Here is a 21,275-nt window from a genome sequence, read left to right on the forward strand (position 1 = left end):
CACAACCACGCCATTTGCCACCACCCGCCAGCCTTCCTGAATATTGCTTAAATTACATCAATTGCTCTATCATACCGCAGAAAGTGCGACGAAAGCGTTGCCTGTTGATATTAATTTTTCTTTACAACATGGCACGCGATAGAGCGTTGCAAACCGCTGACAATACGTAAAAACAATTTTATTTTGGAAATTTTTTGTCACTGTAAGTTAATGCATTTCTGATATCCTGAGCCGATGAACCCCGTGACCCGCCTTTTGTACCGTGTGCTGCCGGCCTGCCTGATTGTCATGCTCGCGTTCACGCCGCCGGTTTTCGCGGCGCTGAAGGATACGATTCCGTCCGTCAAGCCTTCCGTCGTCGGCATCGGTACCCTGCTCCGCACCCGCAGCCCCGCCATCGTCTTCGTCGCGACCGGCTTCGCGGTGGGCGACGGCCTGTCGATCATCACCAACGCCCATGCGCTGCCGAATCTGGACGTGGAGAAAATGGAAACGCTGGGCATCGTCATCGGCATGGGCGACAAGCTGGACTTTCGTCCCGCGACCGTGGCCGCCCTCGACCGCGAGCACGACCTGGCGCACTTGCGGCTTACCGGCAAACCGCTCCCCGCGCTGCAACTGGACGGCAGCGGCGCCGTCGCCGAAGGGCAGGCACTGGCCTTCACCGGTTTCCCTCTCGGCATGAACCTGGGACTGACGCCCGTGACCCACCGGGCCATGCTGTCGGCCATCACACCGATCATGCTGCCCTCGCTGACTTCGCGCGGGCTGGATTCACGCGCGATCAACCAGTTGCAACGCCGCCCTTTCAAGATCCTGCAACTCGACGGCACCGCCTATCCGGGCAACAGCGGCAGTCCTGTGTATGACCCCGATAGCGGCCTGGTGTACGGCGTACTGAATATGACCTTCCTGAAGGGCCAGAAGGAAAATGCCATCAGCCAGCCGAGCGGAATTTCATATGCCATCCCGGTGCACTACGTCAGGGAATTGTTGCAGCAAAGTGATACCAAGAAGTAGAAAATTGCACGACCGCTTGGTTGTCTCGTATAAAATAAGCAACACAAAATTTACACAATGAAAGTTACGAGTAGGTAATGACTGCCAACGCTGAGCGATGGCGCATGTCGATGCCACACTTCGATGCCACAGTTCAGACCGCAGTCTTCACTGCAGCTCGGACCTTATCGTTGCAATGACCAGACTGGAGAGTCCCGTGAAATACCAAACGCTGTTCAAATGGCTGGCAGCAGGCGCGATCATGCTGGGTGCCCTGGGCGGTTGCGCCAGTTCGGGCAATACGATGGTCGATGCGGGGCCCGCGCCGGCGTCCCATTACCTGATCGGCCCTGGCGATAACGTCAATATCGTTGTCTGGCGCAATCCTGAAGTGTCGCAAAGCGTGCCCGTGCGGCCGGACGGCAAGATCACAACTCCGCTGGTCGAGGATCTCGAAGCCAGCGGCAAGACCCCTACCGAACTGGCACGCGACATCGAAAAGGCGCTGGCCAAGTACATCCAGCAGCCGGTCGTCACCGTCATCGTCACTGGTTTCACGGGAACCTATGGAGAACAGATCCGCGTGATCGGCCAGGCCGCGCGACCGCAGGCATTGCCTTACCGGCGCGACATGTCGCTGATGGACGTGCTGATAGCGGTGGGCGGCGTGACGGAATTTGCCGCTGGAAACAAGGCCACGATCATCCGCAACGTGGACGGCAAACAGCAACAATATCGTGTGCGGTTGAACGACCTGATCAAGGAAGGCGATATCTCGGCGAACGTGTCGATGCGTCCCGGCGACATCCTCGTGATCCCGGAAAGCTTCTTCTAAGCTATCCGCTGTCGAGAATTTTTACAGCCTCTGCGCAAAATCAATCGAAATGGCGCGTTCCTTTGCCCCAAGTCATTGATTTACAAAGTTTACGAACAGGCTTCGGCGGTCAGGAACGGTAATTGCTTAGTATTTTCGCAATACCCAACCAACTGACCGACCACCAAGAAGGAAACCGACGTGGCCACCGAACAACAGCATGACGCACCAGTTCCCGTCACGGCAGAACTGTCGTCTGAAGGCGCGGCGCGGCGCCGCTTTGCCCGCGCTGGCGTTGCCGCCTCCGGCGTATTGCTGACACTGCACAGCCAGCCCGGCATGGCAGCCGAGGTATGCACGACCCCATCGGGCTTCCTGTCCGGCGGCCTGCAAAGCTTCCGCGGCCCGCCGCCGACCTGTGCCGGCCGGTCGCCCGGCTACTGGAAGAATGCCGGCTGGCCTCGCGGTTGCGACAAGAACGCGCCTTATACCCGTGTCTTCAGCTGCAACAGCCAGAACGCGAAGTCATATGGCGGCTCTACCCAGATCGCAATCCTCGATCCCAAAAAATGGGACAGGGACGGCATTGGCCGGCACCTGATGGCGGCCTACCTGAACGTGCAGGCGGGCCTGTCGACGTTCCAGACGGTGCCCATGCTGCAGCGCATCTGGCTGGAATACCAGGCCAAAGGCTATTACACGCCGACGGCCGGCGTGAAGTGGGATGGCGCCAAGATCGTCGAGTATCTGCAAGGCACCATGTACTGATGGCTTCAACCTGGCGTCTCGTTCCTGGCCAGGCCCTGCTGCACCGCGGCTGGGACGGCGCCTTCGTACTGTATAACGACCTGTCCGGCGATACCCATCTGTTGTCCGAGGAAGCGATGGCGCTGTTGCTGGCATTGCGCGACGGGGATGTGACCCCGGAAGAGCTGGCCGCACTGGAGCTGGCCGAGCTGCTGGCCACGCTGCGCCGGCTCGACTTGATTGAACCCTGCTGAGCCGCACATGACGACCGTTGGCAGCCTGACCCGTGCCCAGCTGGGCGAGCACCTTGCCGGGCCGGGCATTCACCTGCGCACCGGCCGCTTCACCACGCTGCTGCGCTCGCCCATCGCCAGCGTCGCCGACGGCATTCATCTGCTGTACGGTGACTATCCGCTGCGCGAAGGTTTTGCCGATTTTCACCTCGACCTGGTCCGTCCCGTCACGCTGCGGCGCTGGCTGCGGCCACAAGTCACGCTGCTGTACGATGGCCGCTCGATGTTCAAGCCGCTGCCGCTGGACCAGGCGTTCCCGATGTTCGAATGGGGACTGAACTGGTGCGTGTCGAGCCGCGCCAACCGCTACCTGATCGTGCATGCGGCCGTGGTCGAGAAAGCAGGTCGGGCCGTGATCTTGCCGGCACCGCCCGGTTCCGGCAAAAGCACGCTGTGCGCGGCCCTGGTAGGCCGTGGCGGCTGGCGGCTGCTGTCCGATGAACTGACGCTGTTGCGCCTGGACGACGGCATGCTGCATCCCCTGCCCCGGCCAATCAGCCTGAAGAATGCCTCGATCGGCGTCATTCGCGAGTACGTCCCCGGCAGCGTGATGAGCCGCGCTGTCACGGACACCGTGAAAGGCACTGTCGCGCACTTGCGCGCTCCGGCCGACAGCGTGGCACGGGCCGGCGAGGCCGCATTGCCGGCGTGGGTCGTGTTCCCCCGCTTCGAGGCCGGTGCCGCGGTGACCGCCGAGCCGATGCCGCGCGCCGACACCTTCATGCAGCTGGCCCAGAACTGCTTCAATTACAGCCTGCTCGGCGCCGAAGGGTTCACCGCCCTCGCCGATCTTGTCGAACGCAGCCAGGGCTACCGGTTCCGCTATGGCGTACTGGACGAAGCGCTCGCCTTCTTCGACAGCCTGCCATGACGCGCGACCATCTCGATTCGTTGCTCACCGCCGCGCTGCGTTCCCCCGAACGGTTGCCGGCGCTGGATGATGCCGGATGGGATTTGCTGCTGCGGCAGGCCGGTGCCGCAAACCTGCTGGCTATCCTGTCGTGCCTGCTGGAAGAACGTGGCCTGCTGGACCGCATCGTGCCGGCGGCGCGCGAGCAGCTGGCATGGGCCAGGGTGCTGGCTTGCCGCCACCGCCAGGGCGTGCTGTGGGAAGTCCGGCTGATCCGGCAAGCGCTCGCCGGGCTGGATGTGCCGCTTATTTTGCTGAAAGGCGCCGCTTACACGGTGGCTGGATTGCCGCCCGCACAGGGCCGGCTGTTCTCGGACATCGACGTGCTGGTGCCGGAAGAGCGCATTGGCGAGGCGGAAGCGGCACTGATGCTGGCCGGCTGGGCCGGAACCCACCATGACGCCTACGACCAGCGCTATTACCGCGAATGGATGCACGAGTTACCGCCGATGCGTCACCTGCGGCGTTCCTCGATGATCGACGTCCACCACGCGATCTTGCCGAAGACAGCCGCGTTGCGGCCCGATCCGGCACTATTGCGGGCCGCTGCCATACCCGTGGCCGGCACGCCGGGGCTGCACGTGCTGGCACCGGCGGACATGGTGCTGCACAGTGCCGTCCACCTGTTCAGCGACGGCGAGTTCAACAACGGACTACGCGACCTGTTCGACATCCATCGCTTGCTGTGCCATTTCGGTACCGACCGCCGTTTCTGGGCCGAACTGGTACCCCGTGCGCGCCGGCTGGAACTCGAAAGACCGCTGTTCTATGCCTTGCGCTACGGCGTGATGTTGCTGGACACGCCCGTGCCGGAAACGGTGCGCAACGAACTGTCGGGGCCGTCGCCCGCGCTGCTGGCGCTGATGGATGCGCTGTTCCGCCGCGTCCTGGTGCCGGACCACGCCAGTTGCGGCGACCGCTTCAGTCCCGTGGCGCGCTTCCTGCTCTACCTGCGTGGCAACTGGCTGCGGATGCCGCCACTGCTGCTCGCACGACACCTGTTCCACAAAGCGTTTCTGTCGCCGCGCAAGTCCGGGCCAGAAGCAGCATGAACTTGCGGCCACGGCCGCTAGAATGAAAAGCCCCTGGAGGTTCCGATGGCCGACGACCCGTTGAGCAAGATCCATCAGCTGTGCCGCGATATTCCTGCCGCCCACGATGACCTCGCCGCACACGCTGCGCTTGCCGCCACCCTGGTGGGCGCGGAAATCTGTTCGGTGATGCTGGTCAATGGCGAGGGCGAGAACGCCCGGATGAGCATTGCTGCCAGCCATGGTCCATTAACCCAGGAGGCCGCCGCCACGCTGGTCGCGCGCGGCGAAGGCCTGGCCGGCCAGGTCTTCGCCAACGGCACTTCGATGCTGGTCGACGATATTCTCGCTTCACCCTACGCCGTGATGGCACGCCGGCCGGCGGCTCCCGGCCGCAGCCTGATGCTGGCCCCGATCCGCATCGAAGACCGCGTGGCCGGCACGCTGACGGCCAGTTGCGGCACCGCCAAAGGCTGCTTCGACGAGCAAGACCTGGCCTTGCTCGAGACCGTCGCCCTGTTCGTTGGCCGGGCTGTGCAGATGCGGCAAATGCGGGGCATCCTGGCTTCCCGCTTTACCCAGCTCGCACTGGCCCAGGAACTGCAGGGAACCGCCGCCAAGATCGTCTACCAGAAACCGGACCACGTGGCCCGCCTGCTGGCGCGCTCGTTCTATCGGGAAATGGCGCGCGCCGGCTTCGATTCGAACCAGATCGTCCAGGCTGCTTCCGAAATCATCGCCCAGCTTAACGCCAGCCTGGCGCGCCACAGTGCGCGCGATGGCCGCAAGTAACGCCATGGGACGCTGCTCGTTCATCGTGCTATGGCTGTTCGCGGCGACCTGCTGCACGGCCGGTGCCGCGGGAAACGATGTGACCGGCCTGCTGGCCGAGGCAGCCCAGCTGGAGCACGGCGAAGGCATGCCGCGCGACCCGGCGGCAGCGGCCGCCCTGTACTGCCAGGCCGCGCGGCTGGGGTCGGCCGATGGCCAGTATGCACTCGGCTGGATGGCGGCGAATGGCCGCGGCATGCCGCGCGACGATGCGCTGGCATGGCGGCTGTTCTCCGCGGCGGCGGACCAGGGGCATGTCCAGGCCACGCGCCTGGTCCAGGCATTGCCGCCGCGGGAGGATGCATCACTGCCGGCCTGCATGGTGCCGCCGCCGCTGCCGCTGCGGGTGGACCTGGATCCCGACCCGTGGGGCCGTCCCGATTACCCGGATGCCAGCGTGCCGGTAAGGCGCATTGTCGAGCGGCTCGCCCCAGCGTACCAAGTCGATCCCGATCTTGCCATGGCCGTTATTGCGGTCGAGTCCGGTTTTCGGGCGGATGCCGTGTCGCCCAAGAATGCCCAGGGCCTGATGCAGCTCATTCCGGAAACCGCGCAGCGGTTCCGTGTCAGCAATCCATTCGACCCTGAATCCAATGTGCGCGGCGGCCTGGCCTACCTGCGCCAACTGCTGGCCATGTTCGACGGCGACGTGCGGCTGGTGGCCGCTGCCTATAACGCCGGCGAGGGTGCCGTGCTGCGCCATCGCGGCGTTCCCCCTTATCGGGAAACGCGCGATTACGTCACACGCATCGCACGTCTGTACACCCTGCCAGTCCACCGCTACCGCGGTTCGGCCCCGGCCGCTTTCCCGGCCCGGTAAGGCTTTCGCCACCGTCTGGCATCGTTGCCTGGCCTGGAGCCAGCGTGCCCTCGCGGAGCACATCGATCGTTGCCGTACCTGCCTACGCGACAACGGCACACGCCGCGACGACGACGCGGCCATCGCCACATCGTCGCAGGCGCAACAAGAACTCAGCCAATCTGCAGCAAACGGCTGGCAATCCCTTGCTCTTCGCGTGGCGAAAAAAAGAAGGGATATAAAGAACGCTCGCCGGCAGGATGCATGCTGGTACCACCGAGCTTGCGGATCTGCTCATTGACATAATCCATGCTCACATGCAGCAGATATGCCGGCGCATCGACGCGCGGATTACTCCGCAATTCACCGATCTGGTTAAATCCCAGCATGTTCATATAATATCGACGATGGCGTGGATTCACCTCGATGAATACATCGGTGCAGTTGTGCAGATAATGGCCATAAATGAAAAGCACATGGAACAGCGAAGCCAGTGCGCTTTTCGATTTCACGTGCGGGGCAAAAGCAAGCTTGGTAATCTCGCAGACCTTCGCGCCACGCGCACGAAATTCCTCGATATAGTCCGAAAATACCTCGTCGGCCAGGATTCCCATCGATGAATCGATGCCCAGCGTTACGGTTCCGATGACTTCCCCCTTGTCGGAGGCAGCCAGGGTGATACGGTTAGGGTTGTTATCGATCCGGTGTGTGCCTGCATAGCCGCGCCAGGCATACATCTTGTTGATGAGCATGCTCGCGGAAGCACGCCCGGAGTCATTATCGGCAACGCGGATGCCGAAATCGGATTGATTGATAGTCACATGCGTTATGTTTGCAGAGTTATCTTCTTCGACAGCACAGATCAAGGGCTCGCCGGATTCGTAATCGTCCGGTAAAAGCTGATCGGTGTTGCCGTCCTTGGTAAACTCTGAGGCCATAGCACACTCCCCTGTTGAGTGGCTCGACATCTTTAATTGGTAACGGAGCAAGTTACCAATCGTGCCGTGCATCTTCAACAACTGCTAATTATTATTTATTGTGTATTACTAATTATATTTTGCGCTACTAATTATTGAATACTATATTTATGACTTCTCATTGCTGCGAGCATTGCATAGCCCAGCATTCTGTTCGGTTGCCTGCGCATGCCAGGCTGCAGGGAGACTGCCTGGCAACGTGCGGAGTCTGGTCTTGTTGCCGGACGTGAAGCGGACAATAGCCAGATGGTAATGCACCTGAGGGTGTTTAGGGGGCTGTCGAGGCTGCTTTTTTCAGCAACGCGGCGCCACGCCCATGATTCTTGCCGACCGCCCTCCGATCCGACGGCGTGCCGAAACGAGCGATTCAACTCGGTAGCTCCAAATGACGCCGACCGGCCCGCAATGGCAGGGATCCCGTCTTGCAGCCAACCGAGCCCAGCTTGATGCGCGGGCAAGGTTGAGCATGGAATAATGACACGAGGAAGCTGCGCGATCAATAGGCTGAGACCGCCAATGCGTCGACTCGACACGTCACGCAGTGCGGTCGAGCCGGCGCAGTACACGCAGATGAGGCACCCACAACAGGGCACGCAACACGCGCAGGCGAAGCCCCGCATGACGGTCGAGTGCCGGCCGGCCGTATCGGCGGCGCAGGAAGTCGTCCACACCGAGCAATGCTGCCCGCGCCTGCTCGGGAAAGCCCCGGTAGTACAGGCGGTTCACGTCGTACAGCGCGCGGTCGAGCAGCTTCAGCCCGAGACGGCGCCGATGCGCCGCCGGCGTGCTGCCGTGCCAGAAAATCAGGTAATTGCGGGCCATCAGGTAAAAGTAGTACGCCGGGCGGTCGGTTTCACGCCGCGGCATCGCGTGCAGCACGCGCGCGTCGTACGCCACCGCGCTATGCCAGCCGTGTGCGGCCAGCCGGGCACACAGTTCGTCGTCTTCGTAGTAAGCGAACATGCGCTCGTCGAGCTTGCCGGCCGCGCGCAGTGCCTGCGTTCGCAGCAACATCGCGGTGCCGGGTACCCACTGCTGGGCCTGTAGCCGGCAGGCCTTGCTGCGTGCATCGTCGACATTGCTGGCGCGGTGGGTATCGAGCCGCGACCAGTCGTGGAAATTACCGCAAAAGTAGACTTTCTCGGGCTGGTCGAGGATCGCCAGCAGCGGCGAAGCGGCGCCGCATCGATCGTCCGCCGCCATCAATGCCAGCAGTTGCGCCAGCACGGTGACGCTGCCCATCACCGCGTCGCTGTTGACCAGCCATAGGAAGTCATGGCCGTCGTCCAGGGCGCGGTCGACCGCCAGGTTGTGTCCACCCGCGAATCCGTGGTTGACGGACTCGCGACGCAACGCGACGGGCAAGCCGGCCAGGCCGTGTGCCAGCGCCTGCGCGTCGGCCGGGGCCGAGCCGTTATCGATGACAAGAATGTCGGCTGTGACACCGGCAGGCAGTTGCTGGCGCAGCAGATCGCTCACGCAATCGAGGGTTTGCGCCGCGCCATTCCAGTTCAGGATGCTGACGAGGACCCGGCTCACGCGTTGCGCTCCCGCCGCAGCATCAGCCCGATCGCAAGCGGAATGAAACACAACACGCTGCGCGCGTCGATCCGCAACTGCTTCCACATCACGTCGAGGAACGGCTTGCGGTGCGCCACGCGATGCAGCACATCCGCCACGAAGCCGCGCCGCAGCGCCTGCACCGCTTCGCGGTTTTCCTTCACCTGGCGCTCGGTGAGCGGATACAGGCGAGCGATGGCCTTCTTGTATTTCATTTCGTAGTGCAGGCGGATCAACGATTTTTCCGTTCCCCAACCGGATCCGGCGAACACATTGACGCCATCCCGATACACCACTTCGCGGGCGGACGAGAACGCGATGCGGTCCGTCATGCGCGACAGGTCGAGCCAGAACAGGTAATCCTCGCCGGCATACACGAATTCCTCGCGAAAGCGCAAGGTGCGGAACGAGCGGAAGCGGTACACGACGGTCGACGTGCCGATCACGTTGCCGCCCAGGATCTGCGACTGCATGTCGGCCTGGTACACGTGAAGATGGCGCTCGCCCGGCAGCAGGGCGTGGCGGGCCGGTTCGATGCGTCCGGCGCGTTCGAATGCGCTGATTGTCTGGTTCAACTGGTAAAAGTCGGCAAAGTAGAAATCGTAGCCGGCGCTCAGCGCACGCAGTGCGCTGGCCAGATGATCCGGCTCCCAGGTATCGTCGGAATCGAGGAAGGCGACCAGTTCGGTATCGGGCGTGACGTGATCGAGCGCCGCGTTGCGGGCTGCCGCCGGACCGCCGTTCTTCTGCTCCACGATCCGCACGTGCGACCGTTCTCCGGCCGATAACTGTGCCACTTCATCGCGCGCCGGCACCGGCGAACCGTCATCGACGACGATCACGTCCAGCTGCGCATCGACCGTCTGGACCGCCACTGCGCGCAACGCCCGCGCCAGGATGCCCGGCCGGCGCTGGTAATACGGAATGACAACGGCGATCTTCACGGTGCGGCCTCGCTGCATGCGGCACTGTTGCGTACGCCGGGGGTTTCCATTCTCTGCATCCAAGCTCCTCAGGTATTCGTCAGCCGGTGCGACGGACCACGTGCCACAGGTCGCGCAGGAATGGGGCCGGATCCGACCAGGTGAACAGGTAATAGCGCGTGGACGGACGCAGGAAGTCGCGCAGGTACCCGGCCAGTTCGCCGCCGCGCGAGAACACCAGCTTGCGGTCCGCCACTGCGCCGGGCTGGAACAGCAGGCGCGCCAGGCGCTTCGTTTCCGGAATCATGAAACGGCAGCGCAGGCCGGCACGGTAACGGGGCTGTGGCTGCGCCGCGCCGACACCCAGCAGGCTGTAGGCCAGCCAGGGAAAGTCGGCGCCGGCATGGCAGGCCAGCGGCAGGCTGCCCCAGAAACGGCCGTTGATCTCCATGAGCGCCGCTTCATCGCGCTCGGGGTCGTAGCGGTACTCGACCATTGCGATGCCTTCCCAGTCGAGTTCCCGCAGCAGCGCCAGCGAGCGTTCCCGCAACGCCGCATGGTGCTCGAGCGACACCGATTCGCACAGCGTCGACACGCCCCCTTCCGGCGGCCATTCATGCAGCCGGCGATGCTGGAACACACAGTGGGCCCGGCCCTCATGCATCAGGAAAAACTGCCCCAGGCCATGGCCTGCGCAGTATTCCTGGATCATCGGATAGCGGCCGACCGGCTCGAATTGCCGCAGGTAGTCCAGCAATTCGCTGCCGTCATGGCAATAGCGGGTCTTGTCCAGTACCAGCCCCGCACGGCGCAACACGATGCCGGCTTCGTTCGGCTCGGCCCATTTCAGCACGACGGGATAGCGCAGCGCCGGTGCCGCGGCTTGCGCTTCCGCGAAGGTGGCCGGCTGTACCGTGCGAGGAACCGGCACACCAGCCTTGTCGGCCGCGGCATAGGTCTTCTGCTTGTCCAGCACGGTCTCCATCCGCCTTGCGTCCGGGAACATCAGCCGGTAGCCGGCCAGGCGATCGCGGTGCCGGTTCAGCAATGCGATGTCGCCTTCCGAGATCGCGAACAGGCACGCGGTGCCTAGCCGCTGCGCCAGCTGCTCCAGCTGGTCGAGCGTGCCCGCCGCATCTTCCGCGCGCAGCATGCCTTCGCACAGATAGCGTGACGACAGCCCAGGCGCGGCAACGCTGCGTGCCACGCCATAGACCGGTACGCCGCGCCGGCCCAGGCTGCGCACGATGGCCAGTCCGATGGGCGTATCGATACCCAGCACCACGGCTGGCATGTGAGGTTTGGCCGTCACGGGGCGCCTCGCGCGGCAAGCCAGCGTGATCCCTGCAGGGATTGCAACCGTGCCAGCAGCCGCGCGCGCAACAGGTGCCGGCGCCCCTCGGTGATGGAACCCGCCAGCCACACGGTGACGAGAATGGCGCCCAGCACTTCGAAGAAATACAGGTAGCCGGCCGGGTCGCCGCCGATCGCCGCGCCAAAGAACAGCAGCAGCGGCTGGTGCATCAGGTAGAGCGAGAACGTGTAGCCAGCCAGCCAGCGGATCGGCCGCTCCAGCGGCACCAGGATGCGGCCCAGCAGCATCGGTGCGACAGCGCGGGCGCCGACGAAGTGGGCGGCCACGATCATGCCCAGCAGGTAATCGGTCAGCGCGAAACGGGAAAACGTCAACTGATGATGCCAGGTTTCGCCGACCAGGCTGCGCATCCAGGCACTGCCCAGGTCGGTCAGCCGGTAATGCTGGAACAGGCCGAATGCAACGATCGAGCCAAGGAACAACGCCAGGCCGGTGGCGAAGGACGTGCGCTGCAGCAGCCGCCAGCGATGCACCACGACGCCCATGGCCCACACCGGCGCCAGCAGGAGAATCTTCGGCCCCACCACCAGTGCGCAACCGGCCAGCAACAACACCCGCGTGCGGCCGGCGGTGAATACGCAGACCGCGAACATGATGTAGTACCACATCTCATAGCACAGCGACCAGTAGGGCGTGTTCGAGAACGACATGATGGAGATCGTCCACACTTCGTTCAGCCATGCCAGGCTGGTGGCGATGCGAACGGGCGCGAGGCCATGGGTGGTCCAGCCCTGGTAGATGTCCGGACGCAGTGCCGCACCGGCAAGATCCAGCAATGGCGTCGCCAGGACCACGGGAATGGCCAGTGAGTAAAAGCGCGACAGGCGGCTGGCCCAGTATTCGGCCGGGGTATTTTCCCGCTTGGCGTGAATGGTCGAGATCACGTAGCCGGAAAGCACGAAGAACACCATCACCGCGGCGTGCCCATGACCGGACAGTGGCAGGATCTCGGTGCTGAGCCAGCGCATGTTCATGTGGTAGACGACCACCATCAACGCCGCCAGGAAGCGCAAGGCGTCGAGGTAAAGCGAGAATTCGCGGCTCATCGCTAGCCCCTCTTTTGCGCCGGCGCGGCGCGTGCATTCGGAACGTCGTTCGCCAGCCGGCCAACAGCCTGGCGGACACGGGTGAAGCAGGTATCGAAATACGCGTCGGACAGTGTGAATGGATCATGCAGGTGCGGGAACGGTGGCGTGCACCAGTTGCCGAGCAGTGCCACCTGCACGTCGCGCCGGCCGCCCAGCCTGCGCGTCAGCTCGTGCGCCTGCCGCACTTCCATGACCAGCAGCAGGTCACCCGGCTGCACGGTGAAATCCTGCCAGTCGCGCGCGCGATGCGCATCCATCGGCATGCGCTGGCGCGCGGCGGCCGCCAGCGCCGGCTCCGGCGAGCCAACGCCGGTCGTGGTCGACAGACCCAGCGATGCCGTGTGCAACCCTTCGGCGCGCGCGACCTGCTCGGCATACGCGCTGCGGCAGATATTGCCCAGGCAGACGAACACCACGCGGCGCACCGCCTGCGGATCATGCAAGTCGAACGGCCGCAGGCGGCCGGCGGTGCGCTCGGCGTGCGCCAGCAGCAGCCGCACCAGGCCGCGCCACGTGCCGAAGCGCGCATCGATGCGGTGGCGAAGGGCGGCGATCATGCGGGCGCTCCCTGTCGCGCCAGCGCCCAGCTGCCGTAGCGGTCGTTCACGGCCTGCTCGGCGAGCCGGCAAATGCTGCGCCACCCGCTGCCGTGCAACAGTACATTGCGTTCATCCGGAGCCGCCTGCAAGGCACTGCCCGCCTCGCCCATGCCGGTGGGCAGGAAACGGTCGCGGTTGCCGTCCAGGTAGCGGCACAGGCGCGCCAGGCGGTCCTGGTGCAGCGCATTGCCGCGCGCAGTGCGCATCTGGTCATCGCGCCGCTGCACGTATTCGAACGGATGGGTCAGCAGCACGACCAGGGGAACCTGCTGTTCATGGGCGCGCTCCAGCAAGAGCTTCGTCTCGGCAAAGCTGGTCCCGGCGATCGTCAGCGTCTTCAGGTGGCGGCGGCCACCGAGCCGCCAATCCTGGAATGTGAGTACCGGCATCTCCAGCACGCCGTGGCGGCGGTGCGCACCGCTGTACAGGCGATAACGGGGATCGTTGCTGTCGAATACCGCGAGGCCCACGCAGGAACTGTACGGGATGCCGCAGCGGGCCATCGCGGCGAACATCGCATCGTCGTGCTGCATGTTCCCCGGCCGGAAAACCGTCGGTGCCGGCAAGCCCCAGGAAGCAAACGTCTGCTGGCCCTGGCGCAGCAGGTGCACCGTGTCTTCCTCGGCGCGGCCGAAGAACTCGTCCTGCAGCGGTTCGCGCCGCACCCGCTCGCGCCAGTCTTCGTGCTGGAACACGGCCCAGCAGGGATGCGTGTGCAACTGCACTTCATGTCCGCCGGCGGCGATGCGGCGAACGATGCCGCCCATCGGGTCCTGGTCCTTGAAATAGTAACGATGCGCCGCTTCGACGAAGAACGTGGCGGGGATCCGGTGCCGTTCGAACTGGTCGAGCAGGAAACCCAGGCCCTGCGAGCGGCCGCCGACCTCGCACCAGACCATCGGTTCCGCGACGGGTTGCCTGTCCGGGCTGGTGAACGCGCCGCCGATGGAAAATTCGGTGTCGATCGAGATGCAGACCCGGGTGCGCATGTCAGCTCCCCGGGCGCTGGCGGAACCACTGCTCCAGCATCATCAGCACCCACACCATGGTGCCGTGGTATCCGGCGTGTTCACGCAAGTGCGTGCCGGTCAGTTGCTCGATGAAGTCGCCGCGCACGATGCCGCGCGATTTCAGGTCGGTCAAGCTGTCGGACGCCAGCTCCTGCAAGGCCTTGTGCTCCTGCAGCCAGACGCCGAACGGCAGTCCGAAGCCATGCTTTTGCTTGGTGATGATTTCCGGTGGAAGGAAGCCTTTCAGGGCCTCCTTGAAGAACCAGCGCAGCTGGGTGCCGTTCAGCTTTTGCTGCGGTGTCAGGCCGGCGGAAAAGGCGACCATTGCGTCGTTCAGGAACGGGAACGCCACTTCCACGCCGGCCAGCTCGCAAGCTTTCATGACTTTCGGCAGGTCGTTGTCCGCCAGCGTGATCTTCAGGTCCAGCGCCAGCATCCGGTTGATCAGGCTTTTCGCCTCGCTGGCGCCGTAGGTTTGCGCCAGGCCGGCCAGCGGCTGGCTGGTGTCGGTGCCGGCCAGGAAGTCGTCGGTGAATACCTGCCGCGCGCCGTAGCGGCCCAGCAGGTTGTAGGTTTCCAGCCGGGCCGGCATCGCCACCGAGGCTTGTTCGATATAGCTGCGCGCCTTGCGCAGCAGGGTGACCCGGTCGCCGCCCGGGAAGTTGAAGATGGCGGGTTCCAGCAGCGCCTTGCGAAACAGCGACGGCACCTGCTCGTAGCGGGCGAACACGTGCTGCTTGGCGTAGCGTTCGTTGCCGCCGAAGAGTTCATCGCCGCCGTCGCCGCCCAGCATGCGCGTCACGCCATCCTTGCGTGCCATCTGTGCGCAGTAGAAAGCCGGCACCGCCGAAGCGTTGCCGAACGGCTGGTCGCAGACGGCGGCCACGCTGGGGATCGCCGCCACCACGTCATCGGGCGTCACATAGTATTCATGGTGTTTCGTGCCGAAATGGCGCGACGCGATGCGCGCATATTCCATCTCGTCGTAGCCCTGCGCGGCGAAGCCGATCGAATACGTGTCGGCCGGCACGCCCCCGACGTCGCACAGCATGCCGGCGATGGTCGAACTGTCGGTTCCTCCGGACAGGAATGCCCCCACCTTCGCCCCGGCGGACGCTTCGCGCACGCCGTTCTTCAGCTGCGCGAGGAAGTCCGCCTTCAAGTCTTCGAAGGAGCGCTTGCCATCTTCGTGGAACGTCATCTTCCAGTACGGACGGGTTTCCACGCGGCCCTGGCGGTAATGCAGGTAATGGCCTGGCAGCAGGCGCTGCTGGTCCCGGTACACGGTGCCCGGCGCCGGCACCATGTGGAAGTACACGTAGTTGTAGATACCCTGCGGATCGATGCCGGCGCGTGCCAGCGGATGGCGGACCAGTGCGTCCGCCGACGAAGCGAACAGCAGCGCCTCGCCAGCCAGCTGCCAGGTCAGTGGATGCACGCCCAGGCGATCGATCGCCAGGATCGCCTCGCCGGCGTGTTCGTCGAGGATGCACAGCGCGAATGGCCCGCCCAGCAATGCACACAGTTTTTCCGCGCCCAGGTGGCGTTGCGCGGCCAGCACCGCCGCCGTGCCGCGCACGCTGGCCTGCTCGGCCAGCGCCGCATCGCGCAGCACCGGATGGCCCCACAATGCGATCAGCAAGCCCTCCTGGCGATGGACATCGCCGGCGCCCGCCACGGCCGCGGCGGAGCGGCTACCCTCGGCCTGGTGCACGGCGCCGCCGTCGAACCGCGCCAGTGGCACGGCCATCCTGCCGATCAGCTCACGGTCTTGCGCACCGTGGCCGATCCATCCGCAAATACCGCTCATCGTGCACCTCTCGCTCGCATCAAATCATGTGGTTCGGGCCAGCCGTGTCAGACCAGGATTTCCGGTGCGGCTGGATGGCTGAGGAAGCCGGCCGGGCTGGCCGACACGCCGTAGGCGCCCGACTGCAGTACCGCGACCAGGTCGCCAGGCTGTGCCCGTGCAAGGTCCATTCCGTCGGCAAGCACGTCCAGCGGTGTGCACAGCGGTCCGACGACCGACGCCTTTTCGCGCTCGCCGCCATGCACGCGGTTGCCGATGACGACAGGGTAGTTCTTGCGGATCACCTGGCCAAAGTTGCCGGACGCGGACAGGTGATGATGCAGGCCGCCATCCGTCACCAGGTAGACGCTGCCCCGCGATTCCTTGCGGTCGACGATGCGGCACACATACACGCCAGCTTCGCCGACCAGGTAGCGACCCAGCTCGATGACGACCTGGGCGCCGCGCAACTGCGGACGCACTTCGTCCATGACCGCATGCAGGTTACTGCCGACGGCCGCCAGGTCGAGCCGATCCTCGCCCGGGAAGTACGGGATGCCGAAGCCGCCGCCGATATTCAGGATGCGCGGCGCGCGCGGCGCATCCTGCGCCAGCCGCAGCGCCAGTGCGAAGGTTTTTTCATGCGCTTCGTGGAGCGCCGCGGCCTTCAGGTTCTGCGAGCCGGAGAAGATGTGAAAACCATGGAAATCCAGGCCCAGTTCACCGATGCGCCGCAGCAGCGCAGGCACGCGCTCGGCATCGACGCCGAACTGTTTCGGCCCGCCGCCCATCTTCATGCCGGAGGATTTCAGTTCGAAGTCGGGATTGACGCGCACGTTGACGCGCGGCGTGATGCCGAGATGGTCGCCGATGCGTGCCGCACGTTCGGTTTCGCCCTCGGACTCCAGGTTCAGCACGATGCCGGCGGCAATCGCACATGACAGGTCCAGGTCGCTCTTGCCCGGGCCGGCAAAGCTGATATGCACGGGATTCATCGGGGTATCGAGCGCTACCCGCAACTCGCCGCCGGAAGCCACGTCGATGCCGTCCACCAGGGCAGCCATGTGCTGCACCACCGCCGGCATCGGATTGGCTTTCATCGCATAGTGCAGGTGCACGTCGGCCGGCAGGTGGCGGCGCAGCTCGGCCACGCGCGCCGTCAGCGCGCCCCTGTCATACGCGTAGAACGGCGTCTGGCCGACCCGCTGTGCCAGCCGGGTCAGCGGCATGCCGCCGATGTGCAGGCAGTCGTCGACGACGGGAAACTGCAGCAGCGGCGCGTGCTGGGGACGGGGCGCGCTCATTGCTGCTGCTCCAGGAAGACGTTCTCATATTGCAGCGACAGCAGCTTGCGGTCGATCTTGCCGTTCGGGTTGCGCGGCAGGGCGCCATCGGCGATCACCACTTTCTGCGGTAGCATGTAGGCCGGCAGGCAAGGCTTGCAGGCGGCCAGCAGGTCATTCGCCGTCAGGGCCGCGCCCTCGCGCGGCAAGACGATGACGACGATCGCCTGGCCCAGCACCGGATGCCTGGCGCCGATGGCGGCCGCCTCGGCCACGTGCTCGCGCGCATACACCACTTCCTCGACCTCGGTCGGGCTGACGCGGTAGCCGGAAGTCTTGATCATCTCGTCGTTGCGGCTGATGAAGTAAAGGAAGCCGTCCTCGTCGCGGCGCACCGTGTCGCCGGACCATACGGCCAATTCCACCAGCGGCAGGCCGTAATGGCGCGGCGCCACCGGCTTGAAGCGCTCGGCGGTCTTGGCGGGATCGTTCCAGTAGCCGAGCGATACCAGCGCGCCACGATGGACCAGTTCACCCGGCTCGTGCGGCGCGCACTCGGTGCCATCCGGCCGCAGCACCACCACCTCGGCATTCGGGATCGCCTTGCCCATCGAATCGGGGCGGCGCTCCAGTTCTTCCGGCGGCAGGTACGTCGAGCGGAACGCTTCGGTCAGACCATACATCAGGAACGGCCGCGCGTTCGGCAACGCACGGCGCAGCGCGTCGAGCGTGGGTCGCTGCATGGCGCCGCCGGAATTGGTCAGGTAGCGCAGCGTGCAATCGGCAGGCCACGCCAGCGGCGCCAGCTGGATCCACAGCGGCGGCACGGCGGCCAGCCCGGTAATGCGCTCGGCAACGACGGCATTGAGCACGTCGCGCGGCAGCAGGTGGTTGATCAGCACGGCCGTGGCACCCACATGGAATGCCGTGGTCAACTGCGACAGGCCATAGTCGAACGACAGTGGCAGCACGGCCAGGATGCGGTCTTGCGGAGTATTGTCCAGGTAACTGGCCACGCTCTGCGCGCCGGCCACCATGTTCCGGTGCGACAGCACCACGCCTTTCGGCTTGCCGGTACTGCCGGACGTGTAGAGGATCGCGGCCATGTCGCCATCGATCACGCGATGCGGTGTGCGCGTTTCACCGAGACCGCGCGCGATGACGGCATCCCACGACAGGACTTCGACGTTTTGCACCGCGGGCAGCGAGTCGCCCCCGCCCACCGCCACCACCAGGCGCAGATCGCGGCAAGCCGGCAGTACTTCCGACAGGAGCTTCAGGCGGTCGATCGTCGTGACCAGCACGCGGACATTGCAGTCGGCCAGGATATAAGCGACCTGCTCCGGCTTCAGCAGCGGATTGACCGGCACGAATACGCCACCGGCCGCCGCCGCACCGAACATGGCGCCGACGTTTTCAACATTCTTCTCCATGTAGACCGCCACGCGTTCGCCCCGCTCGAGGCCGGACACCAGCAGGGCGGCAGCGGTGCGCTGGACCAGGTCGGCGAGCCCTGCGTAATCCAGGCGGCGGCCACCGTGCACAAGGGCTTCGGCGCCAGGAGTCCGGCGGGCCGAGCGGAAAATGAAGTCGTGGATCAGGTCGCTCATGTCATGTCCTGCAAAGGGCTGGTCCGCAAATGTAACTGATTTGTAACCACACGGAAACCTAGGCGGGAATATTAACATTTTACAATCTATTCCTACCTGTTTTTTGGCAAGGTTTGGCGGAAAAATAGCTCTTCCATTGTTCCGAAAACAACAATTAACGTGAATTTTTGGCAATCTTTTGATGTATGATGTGAAACGCCGTTAGTTTTATCCTGGAAATTGGCTGCAACCGAGACGACCATGGGAAAGATCAGCATTTCAGATGTGAAGCCGGCAGATGTCAGGCCCGCAGCAGTGCAGTCTCCGCCACTCGTCCCAGCCGACTATCCGCGCTCTCGCCTGCCGGTCGCGCCCGCGTTGTCGCTGGCATCGTTCCTGCGCATGGGCGGCCCTGCGGCGCCGTCGATTCTCGATGCCGGCGAGGTCCGTTTCGTGACCAGTGGCCGCGTGGCCATCGCCCTGGCGCTGAAACAGATGGGCGTGGGTCCGGGCGACGCGGTGCTTGTGCCGTCCTATCACTGCGCATCGATGATCGAACCCGTCATCTGGGCCGGTGCCACGCCGCTGTTCTACCGTATCCGTCCCGACACCACCGTCGACCTGGACGACCTGGCCGCCAAGGCTTCCGGCACCGGTAACCTCAAGGCGCTCATGGCAACCAACTATTACGGCTTCCACCAACCCCTACCCGCACTACGCGCCTTTTGCGACGAGCGCGGCATCCAGTTGCTGGAAGACTGTGCCCACTCGTTCCTGGGCCAGCATGCCGGCCGTCCACTGGGCTCATGGGGTGATTATGCGATCGCCAGCAGCATGAAGTTCTTCCCCGTGTACGAAGGCGGCTGCCTGGTATCGGCGCGCCACCGGCTCGACGGCGTGGCCTTGCAGTCCGCCGGCGCCGGCTTCGAGGCGAAAGTGCTGCTGAACTCGATCGAAAATGGTTTTGCGTATGGCCGCCTGCCGCTGCTGCGCGCATTGATGAAGCTGCCGATGGCCGCCAAGAACGCGCTGTGGGGCTTGATCAAGGCACGCCGCCATGGCCAGGGGCCGGCGCTGGCCCCGGGATCGTCCGACGGCGGCTTCGGTTTCGATCCGGCCTGGCTGACCAAGCGTTCGTCGCTGTATTCGCGGTCGATGCTGCGGCTCGTGTCGCGCCGCCGGATGGGTGAGCTACGCCGCCGCAATTACCGGCGCCTGTACGACGCGCTGTCGGCACTGCCGGGCTGCCGCCCGTTGTTCGCTACCCTGCCGGATGGTGTCTACCCGTGGGTGTTCCCGCTGCTGTGCGACGAACCCGAGGCCCTGTTTCGCCAGCTGAAGGGCGGCGGCGTGCCGGTGATCCGCTTCGGCGAATACCTGTGGCCAGGCGTGGACGCGAGCGTGTGTGAAAACAGCGTGGACCTGTCGCGTCGCGTGCTGCAATTTCCCTGCCACCAGGAATTGCGCGATGACGAAATCGAATGGATGATCGGCCAGGTGCGCAGCGCGGTCAAAGGTGAACAAGGAGGCCCGCAATGACCGCAATGACATGGCAGCTGTATCCGGCAAGCGCGTTTGCCGACCATGCCCGGGCGTGGCAGCGGCTGAATGCTGCCACCAGCAGAACGCCATTGCTCGAACCCGAGTTCGTGCAGCCGCTGCTGGCGGAATTCGGCGATCCGCGCTGCCAGCTCGCGGTATGCGAACTGGCTGGCGAAACGGTCGCGATGGGCATACTCCAGCCGCGCGGCCGCGGCGTGTGGGAAGCGCTGCAGCCATCGCAGGCGCCGATCGGCCTGTGGCTGCACCATGGCGCCATCGAGCTCGAGCGATTGCTGCCATCGTTGACGCGCAAGCTTCCCGGCTTCGCGCTGATGGTCGGCCTGAAGCAGCGCGATCCGCAACTGGAAACGCGCCCGGCCGACAGCGCCGTCACCGGCACGCTCGATTACATCCGCACCGCCCACGTGCCGATCGCCGGCACCTTCGAGGAATACTGGAATGCGCGCGGCAAGAACTTGCGGAACAACCTGAAAAAGCAGCGCTCGCGGCTGCAGAAGGATGGCGTCGTCACGCGCATGCAGATCGACCGGTTGCCCGAACAGATGGCCGCCGCCGTGGCCGACTACGGCCGGCTGGAAAGCGCCGGCTGGAAGGCGCAGCTGGGTACCGCGATCCATCCGGACAATGACCAGGGCCGCTTCTACACCAGCATGCTCGAAGGGTTCGCACGCCGCGGCCAGGCCGCGGTGTACCGCTACTGGTTCGAAGCCCCCGGGCTGGCGCCACAGCTGGTGGCGATGGACCTGTGCATCGAAGGCGACGGCGCCTTGATCGTGCTGAAAACAACCTACGACGAATCGGTGCCGGCCAGCCTGTCGCCAACGTTGTTGATGAGGGAGGAATGCTGCCAGCGGCTGTTTGACGAAAAGCAGTACGCGCGGCTGGAGTTCTACGGCAAAGTGATGGAATGGCATACGCGCTGGACCGACGAAATCCGGACCATGTACCATGTCAACCATTACCGCTGGCCGGTACTTCGCCAGCTGCATGCCGCCGCCGGTGATCGTAACGCCATGGTACAGAGGTTGCGCGGCAAATCCGCTCCCGGCCCTGCGCCAGTCGCCACGCGGCAGCAAACCTCAACCACGGAGTAAA

Annotated in this window: 20 protein-coding genes; 10 read left to right on the plus strand and 10 right to left on the minus strand. The window is 64.5% G+C overall.

Translation table 11 applies throughout. The annotated features are described in order from the left end of the window. The first annotated feature begins 264 nt into the window (after positions 1-264). The 8 genes from EYF70_RS27815 to EYF70_RS27850 all read left to right on the plus strand — a co-directional run bounded on the left by EYF70_RS27815 (position 265) and on the right by EYF70_RS27850 (position 6,445). Positions 265-1,020 (plus strand): S1 family peptidase, encoded by a 756-nt coding sequence (locus tag EYF70_RS27815; RefSeq protein ID WP_229420595.1) that lies wholly within the window; start codon positions 265-267, stop codon positions 1,018-1,020. A gap of 175 nt (positions 1,021-1,195) precedes the next feature. Next, on the plus strand, positions 1,196-1,834 hold the full coding sequence (locus tag EYF70_RS27820) for an XrtA/PEP-CTERM system exopolysaccharide export protein (RefSeq protein WP_131148266.1): 639 nt from the start codon (positions 1,196-1,198) through the stop codon (positions 1,832-1,834). 180 nt (positions 1,835-2,014) lie between these two features. After that, positions 2,015-2,581: a hypothetical protein gene (locus EYF70_RS27825; RefSeq protein WP_131148267.1), complete on the plus strand. Its 567-nt coding sequence runs from the start codon at positions 2,015-2,017 to the stop codon at positions 2,579-2,581. Continuing rightward, on the plus strand, positions 2,581-2,814 hold the full coding sequence (locus tag EYF70_RS27830) for an HPr-rel-A system PqqD family peptide chaperone (RefSeq protein WP_131148268.1): 234 nt from the start codon (positions 2,581-2,583) through the stop codon (positions 2,812-2,814). The genes EYF70_RS27825 and EYF70_RS27830 overlap by 1 nt, the downstream gene beginning before the upstream one ends. Before the next feature lie 7 nt (positions 2,815-2,821). Next, on the plus strand, positions 2,822-3,724 hold the full coding sequence (locus EYF70_RS27835) for an HprK-related kinase A (RefSeq protein ID WP_131148269.1): 903 nt from the start codon (positions 2,822-2,824) through the stop codon (positions 3,722-3,724). Then, positions 3,721-4,815, plus strand: coding sequence for a nucleotidyltransferase domain-containing protein (locus EYF70_RS27840; RefSeq protein ID WP_131148270.1), 1,095 nt, complete (start codon positions 3,721-3,723; stop codon positions 4,813-4,815). The genes EYF70_RS27835 and EYF70_RS27840 overlap by 4 nt, the downstream gene beginning before the upstream one ends. A gap of 45 nt (positions 4,816-4,860) precedes the next feature. Then, entirely contained in the window at positions 4,861-5,586 is a 726-nt protein-coding gene (locus EYF70_RS27845) for a GAF domain-containing protein (RefSeq protein ID WP_131148271.1), read from the plus strand. Between the two features lie 4 nt (positions 5,587-5,590). Then, positions 5,591-6,445 (plus strand): transglycosylase SLT domain-containing protein, encoded by an 855-nt coding sequence (locus EYF70_RS27850; RefSeq protein ID WP_131148272.1) that lies wholly within the window; start codon positions 5,591-5,593, stop codon positions 6,443-6,445. Between the two features lie 152 nt (positions 6,446-6,597). On the opposite strand, the gene EYF70_RS27855 is transcribed toward EYF70_RS27850, so the two are convergent. The 10 genes from EYF70_RS27855 to EYF70_RS27900 all read right to left on the minus strand — a co-directional run bounded on the left by EYF70_RS27855 (position 6,598) and on the right by EYF70_RS27900 (position 18,638). Further along, positions 6,598-7,434 carry an N-acyl amino acid synthase FeeM domain-containing protein gene (locus EYF70_RS27855; RefSeq protein ID WP_229420596.1) on the minus strand — a complete coding sequence of 279 codons (837 nt, stop codon included), beginning with the start codon at positions 7,432-7,434 and terminating at the stop codon, positions 6,598-6,600. Between the two features lie 501 nt (positions 7,435-7,935). Next, a complete protein-coding gene (locus EYF70_RS27860; RefSeq protein ID WP_165497805.1) occupies positions 7,936-8,940 on the minus strand; it encodes a glycosyltransferase family 2 protein in 1,005 nt (334 codons plus the stop codon). Then, a complete protein-coding gene (locus EYF70_RS27865; RefSeq protein ID WP_131148274.1) occupies positions 8,937-9,923 on the minus strand; it encodes a glycosyltransferase family 2 protein in 987 nt (328 codons plus the stop codon). Before EYF70_RS27865 ends, EYF70_RS27860 begins: the two co-directional genes overlap by 4 nt. Positions 9,924-9,984: 61 nt before the next feature. Then, the gene (locus tag EYF70_RS27870) at positions 9,985-11,196 is read right to left on the minus strand and encodes a carboxylate--amine ligase (protein WP_131148275.1); all 1,212 of its coding nucleotides are present in this window, start codon (positions 11,194-11,196) and stop codon (positions 9,985-9,987) included. After that, positions 11,193-12,305, minus strand: coding sequence for an acyltransferase family protein (locus tag EYF70_RS27875; RefSeq protein WP_131148276.1), 1,113 nt, complete (start codon positions 12,303-12,305; stop codon positions 11,193-11,195). The genes EYF70_RS27870 and EYF70_RS27875 overlap by 4 nt, the downstream gene beginning before the upstream one ends. A gap of 2 nt (positions 12,306-12,307) precedes the next feature. After that, positions 12,308-12,904 (minus strand): arsenate reductase/protein-tyrosine-phosphatase family protein, encoded by a 597-nt coding sequence (locus EYF70_RS27880; RefSeq protein WP_131148277.1) that lies wholly within the window; start codon positions 12,902-12,904, stop codon positions 12,308-12,310. Further along, positions 12,901-13,935 (minus strand): polysaccharide deacetylase family protein, encoded by a 1,035-nt coding sequence (locus tag EYF70_RS27885; RefSeq protein ID WP_131148278.1) that lies wholly within the window; start codon positions 13,933-13,935, stop codon positions 12,901-12,903. The genes EYF70_RS27880 and EYF70_RS27885 overlap by 4 nt, the downstream gene beginning before the upstream one ends. A 1-nt stretch (position 13,936) precedes the next feature. Next, a complete protein-coding gene (locus tag EYF70_RS27890) occupies positions 13,937-15,766 on the minus strand; it encodes an asparagine synthetase B family protein (RefSeq protein WP_131148279.1) in 1,830 nt (609 codons plus the stop codon). Between the two features lie 47 nt (positions 15,767-15,813). Then, positions 15,814-17,049, minus strand: a complete 1,236-nt coding sequence (locus tag EYF70_RS27895) for a pyridoxal-dependent decarboxylase, exosortase A system-associated (protein ID WP_131148280.1) — start codon at positions 17,047-17,049, stop codon at positions 15,814-15,816. Continuing rightward, entirely contained in the window at positions 17,046-18,638 is a 1,593-nt protein-coding gene (locus EYF70_RS27900; RefSeq protein WP_131148281.1) for an acyl-CoA ligase (AMP-forming), exosortase A system-associated, read from the minus strand. Before EYF70_RS27900 ends, EYF70_RS27895 begins: the two co-directional genes overlap by 4 nt. Positions 18,639-18,932: 294 nt before the next feature. Here EYF70_RS27900 and EYF70_RS27905 point away from each other — a divergent pair, with 294 nt between their 5' ends. After that, positions 18,933-20,156, plus strand: coding sequence for an aminotransferase class I/II-fold pyridoxal phosphate-dependent enzyme (locus EYF70_RS27905; RefSeq protein WP_229420597.1), 1,224 nt, complete (start codon positions 18,933-18,935; stop codon positions 20,154-20,156). Further along, positions 20,153-21,274 carry a GNAT family N-acetyltransferase gene (locus EYF70_RS27910; protein ID WP_229420598.1) on the plus strand — a complete coding sequence of 374 codons (1,122 nt, stop codon included), beginning with the start codon at positions 20,153-20,155 and terminating at the stop codon, positions 21,272-21,274. The genes EYF70_RS27905 and EYF70_RS27910 overlap by 4 nt, the downstream gene beginning before the upstream one ends. The last annotated feature ends 1 nt before the right edge of the window (position 21,275 follow it).

This window comes from Pseudoduganella albidiflava (assembly GCF_004322755.1).
Lineage (GTDB): Bacteria > Pseudomonadota > Gammaproteobacteria > Burkholderiales > Burkholderiaceae_D > Rugamonas > Rugamonas albidiflava.

Excerpts from the sequence above, each read along its gene's own strand:
- EYF70_RS27900 (WP_131148281.1), bottom strand. The coding sequence starts at position 18,638 with ATGAGCGACCTGATCCACGACTTCATTTTCCGCTCGGCCCGCCGGACT.
- EYF70_RS27865 (WP_131148274.1), bottom strand. The coding sequence starts at position 9,923 with ATGCAGCGAGGCCGCACCGTGAAGATCGCCGTTGTCATTCCGTATTAC.
- EYF70_RS27855 (WP_229420596.1), bottom strand. The coding sequence starts at position 7,434 with ATGCACGGCACGATTGGTAACTTGCTCCGTTACCAATTAAAGATGTCG.
- EYF70_RS27850 (WP_131148272.1), top strand. The coding sequence starts at position 5,591 with ATGGGACGCTGCTCGTTCATCGTGCTATGGCTGTTCGCGGCGACCTGC.
- EYF70_RS27845 (WP_131148271.1), top strand. The coding sequence starts at position 4,861 with ATGGCCGACGACCCGTTGAGCAAGATCCATCAGCTGTGCCGCGATATT.
- EYF70_RS27880 (WP_131148277.1), bottom strand. The coding sequence starts at position 12,904 with ATGATCGCCGCCCTTCGCCACCGCATCGATGCGCGCTTCGGCACGTGG.
- EYF70_RS27820 (WP_131148266.1), top strand. The coding sequence starts at position 1,196 with ATGACCAGACTGGAGAGTCCCGTGAAATACCAAACGCTGTTCAAATGG.
- EYF70_RS27910 (WP_229420598.1), top strand. The coding sequence starts at position 20,153 with ATGACCGCAATGACATGGCAGCTGTATCCGGCAAGCGCGTTTGCCGAC.
- EYF70_RS27830 (WP_131148268.1), top strand. The coding sequence starts at position 2,581 with ATGGCTTCAACCTGGCGTCTCGTTCCTGGCCAGGCCCTGCTGCACCGC.
- EYF70_RS27875 (WP_131148276.1), bottom strand. The coding sequence starts at position 12,305 with ATGAGCCGCGAATTCTCGCTTTACCTCGACGCCTTGCGCTTCCTGGCG.
- EYF70_RS27890 (WP_131148279.1), bottom strand. The coding sequence starts at position 15,766 with ATGAGCGGTATTTGCGGATGGATCGGCCACGGTGCGCAAGACCGTGAG.
- EYF70_RS27895 (WP_131148280.1), bottom strand. The coding sequence starts at position 17,049 with ATGAGCGCGCCCCGTCCCCAGCACGCGCCGCTGCTGCAGTTTCCCGTC.
- EYF70_RS27840 (WP_131148270.1), top strand. The coding sequence starts at position 3,721 with ATGACGCGCGACCATCTCGATTCGTTGCTCACCGCCGCGCTGCGTTCC.
- EYF70_RS27835 (WP_131148269.1), top strand. The coding sequence starts at position 2,822 with ATGACGACCGTTGGCAGCCTGACCCGTGCCCAGCTGGGCGAGCACCTT.
- EYF70_RS27885 (WP_131148278.1), bottom strand. The coding sequence starts at position 13,935 with ATGCGCACCCGGGTCTGCATCTCGATCGACACCGAATTTTCCATCGGC.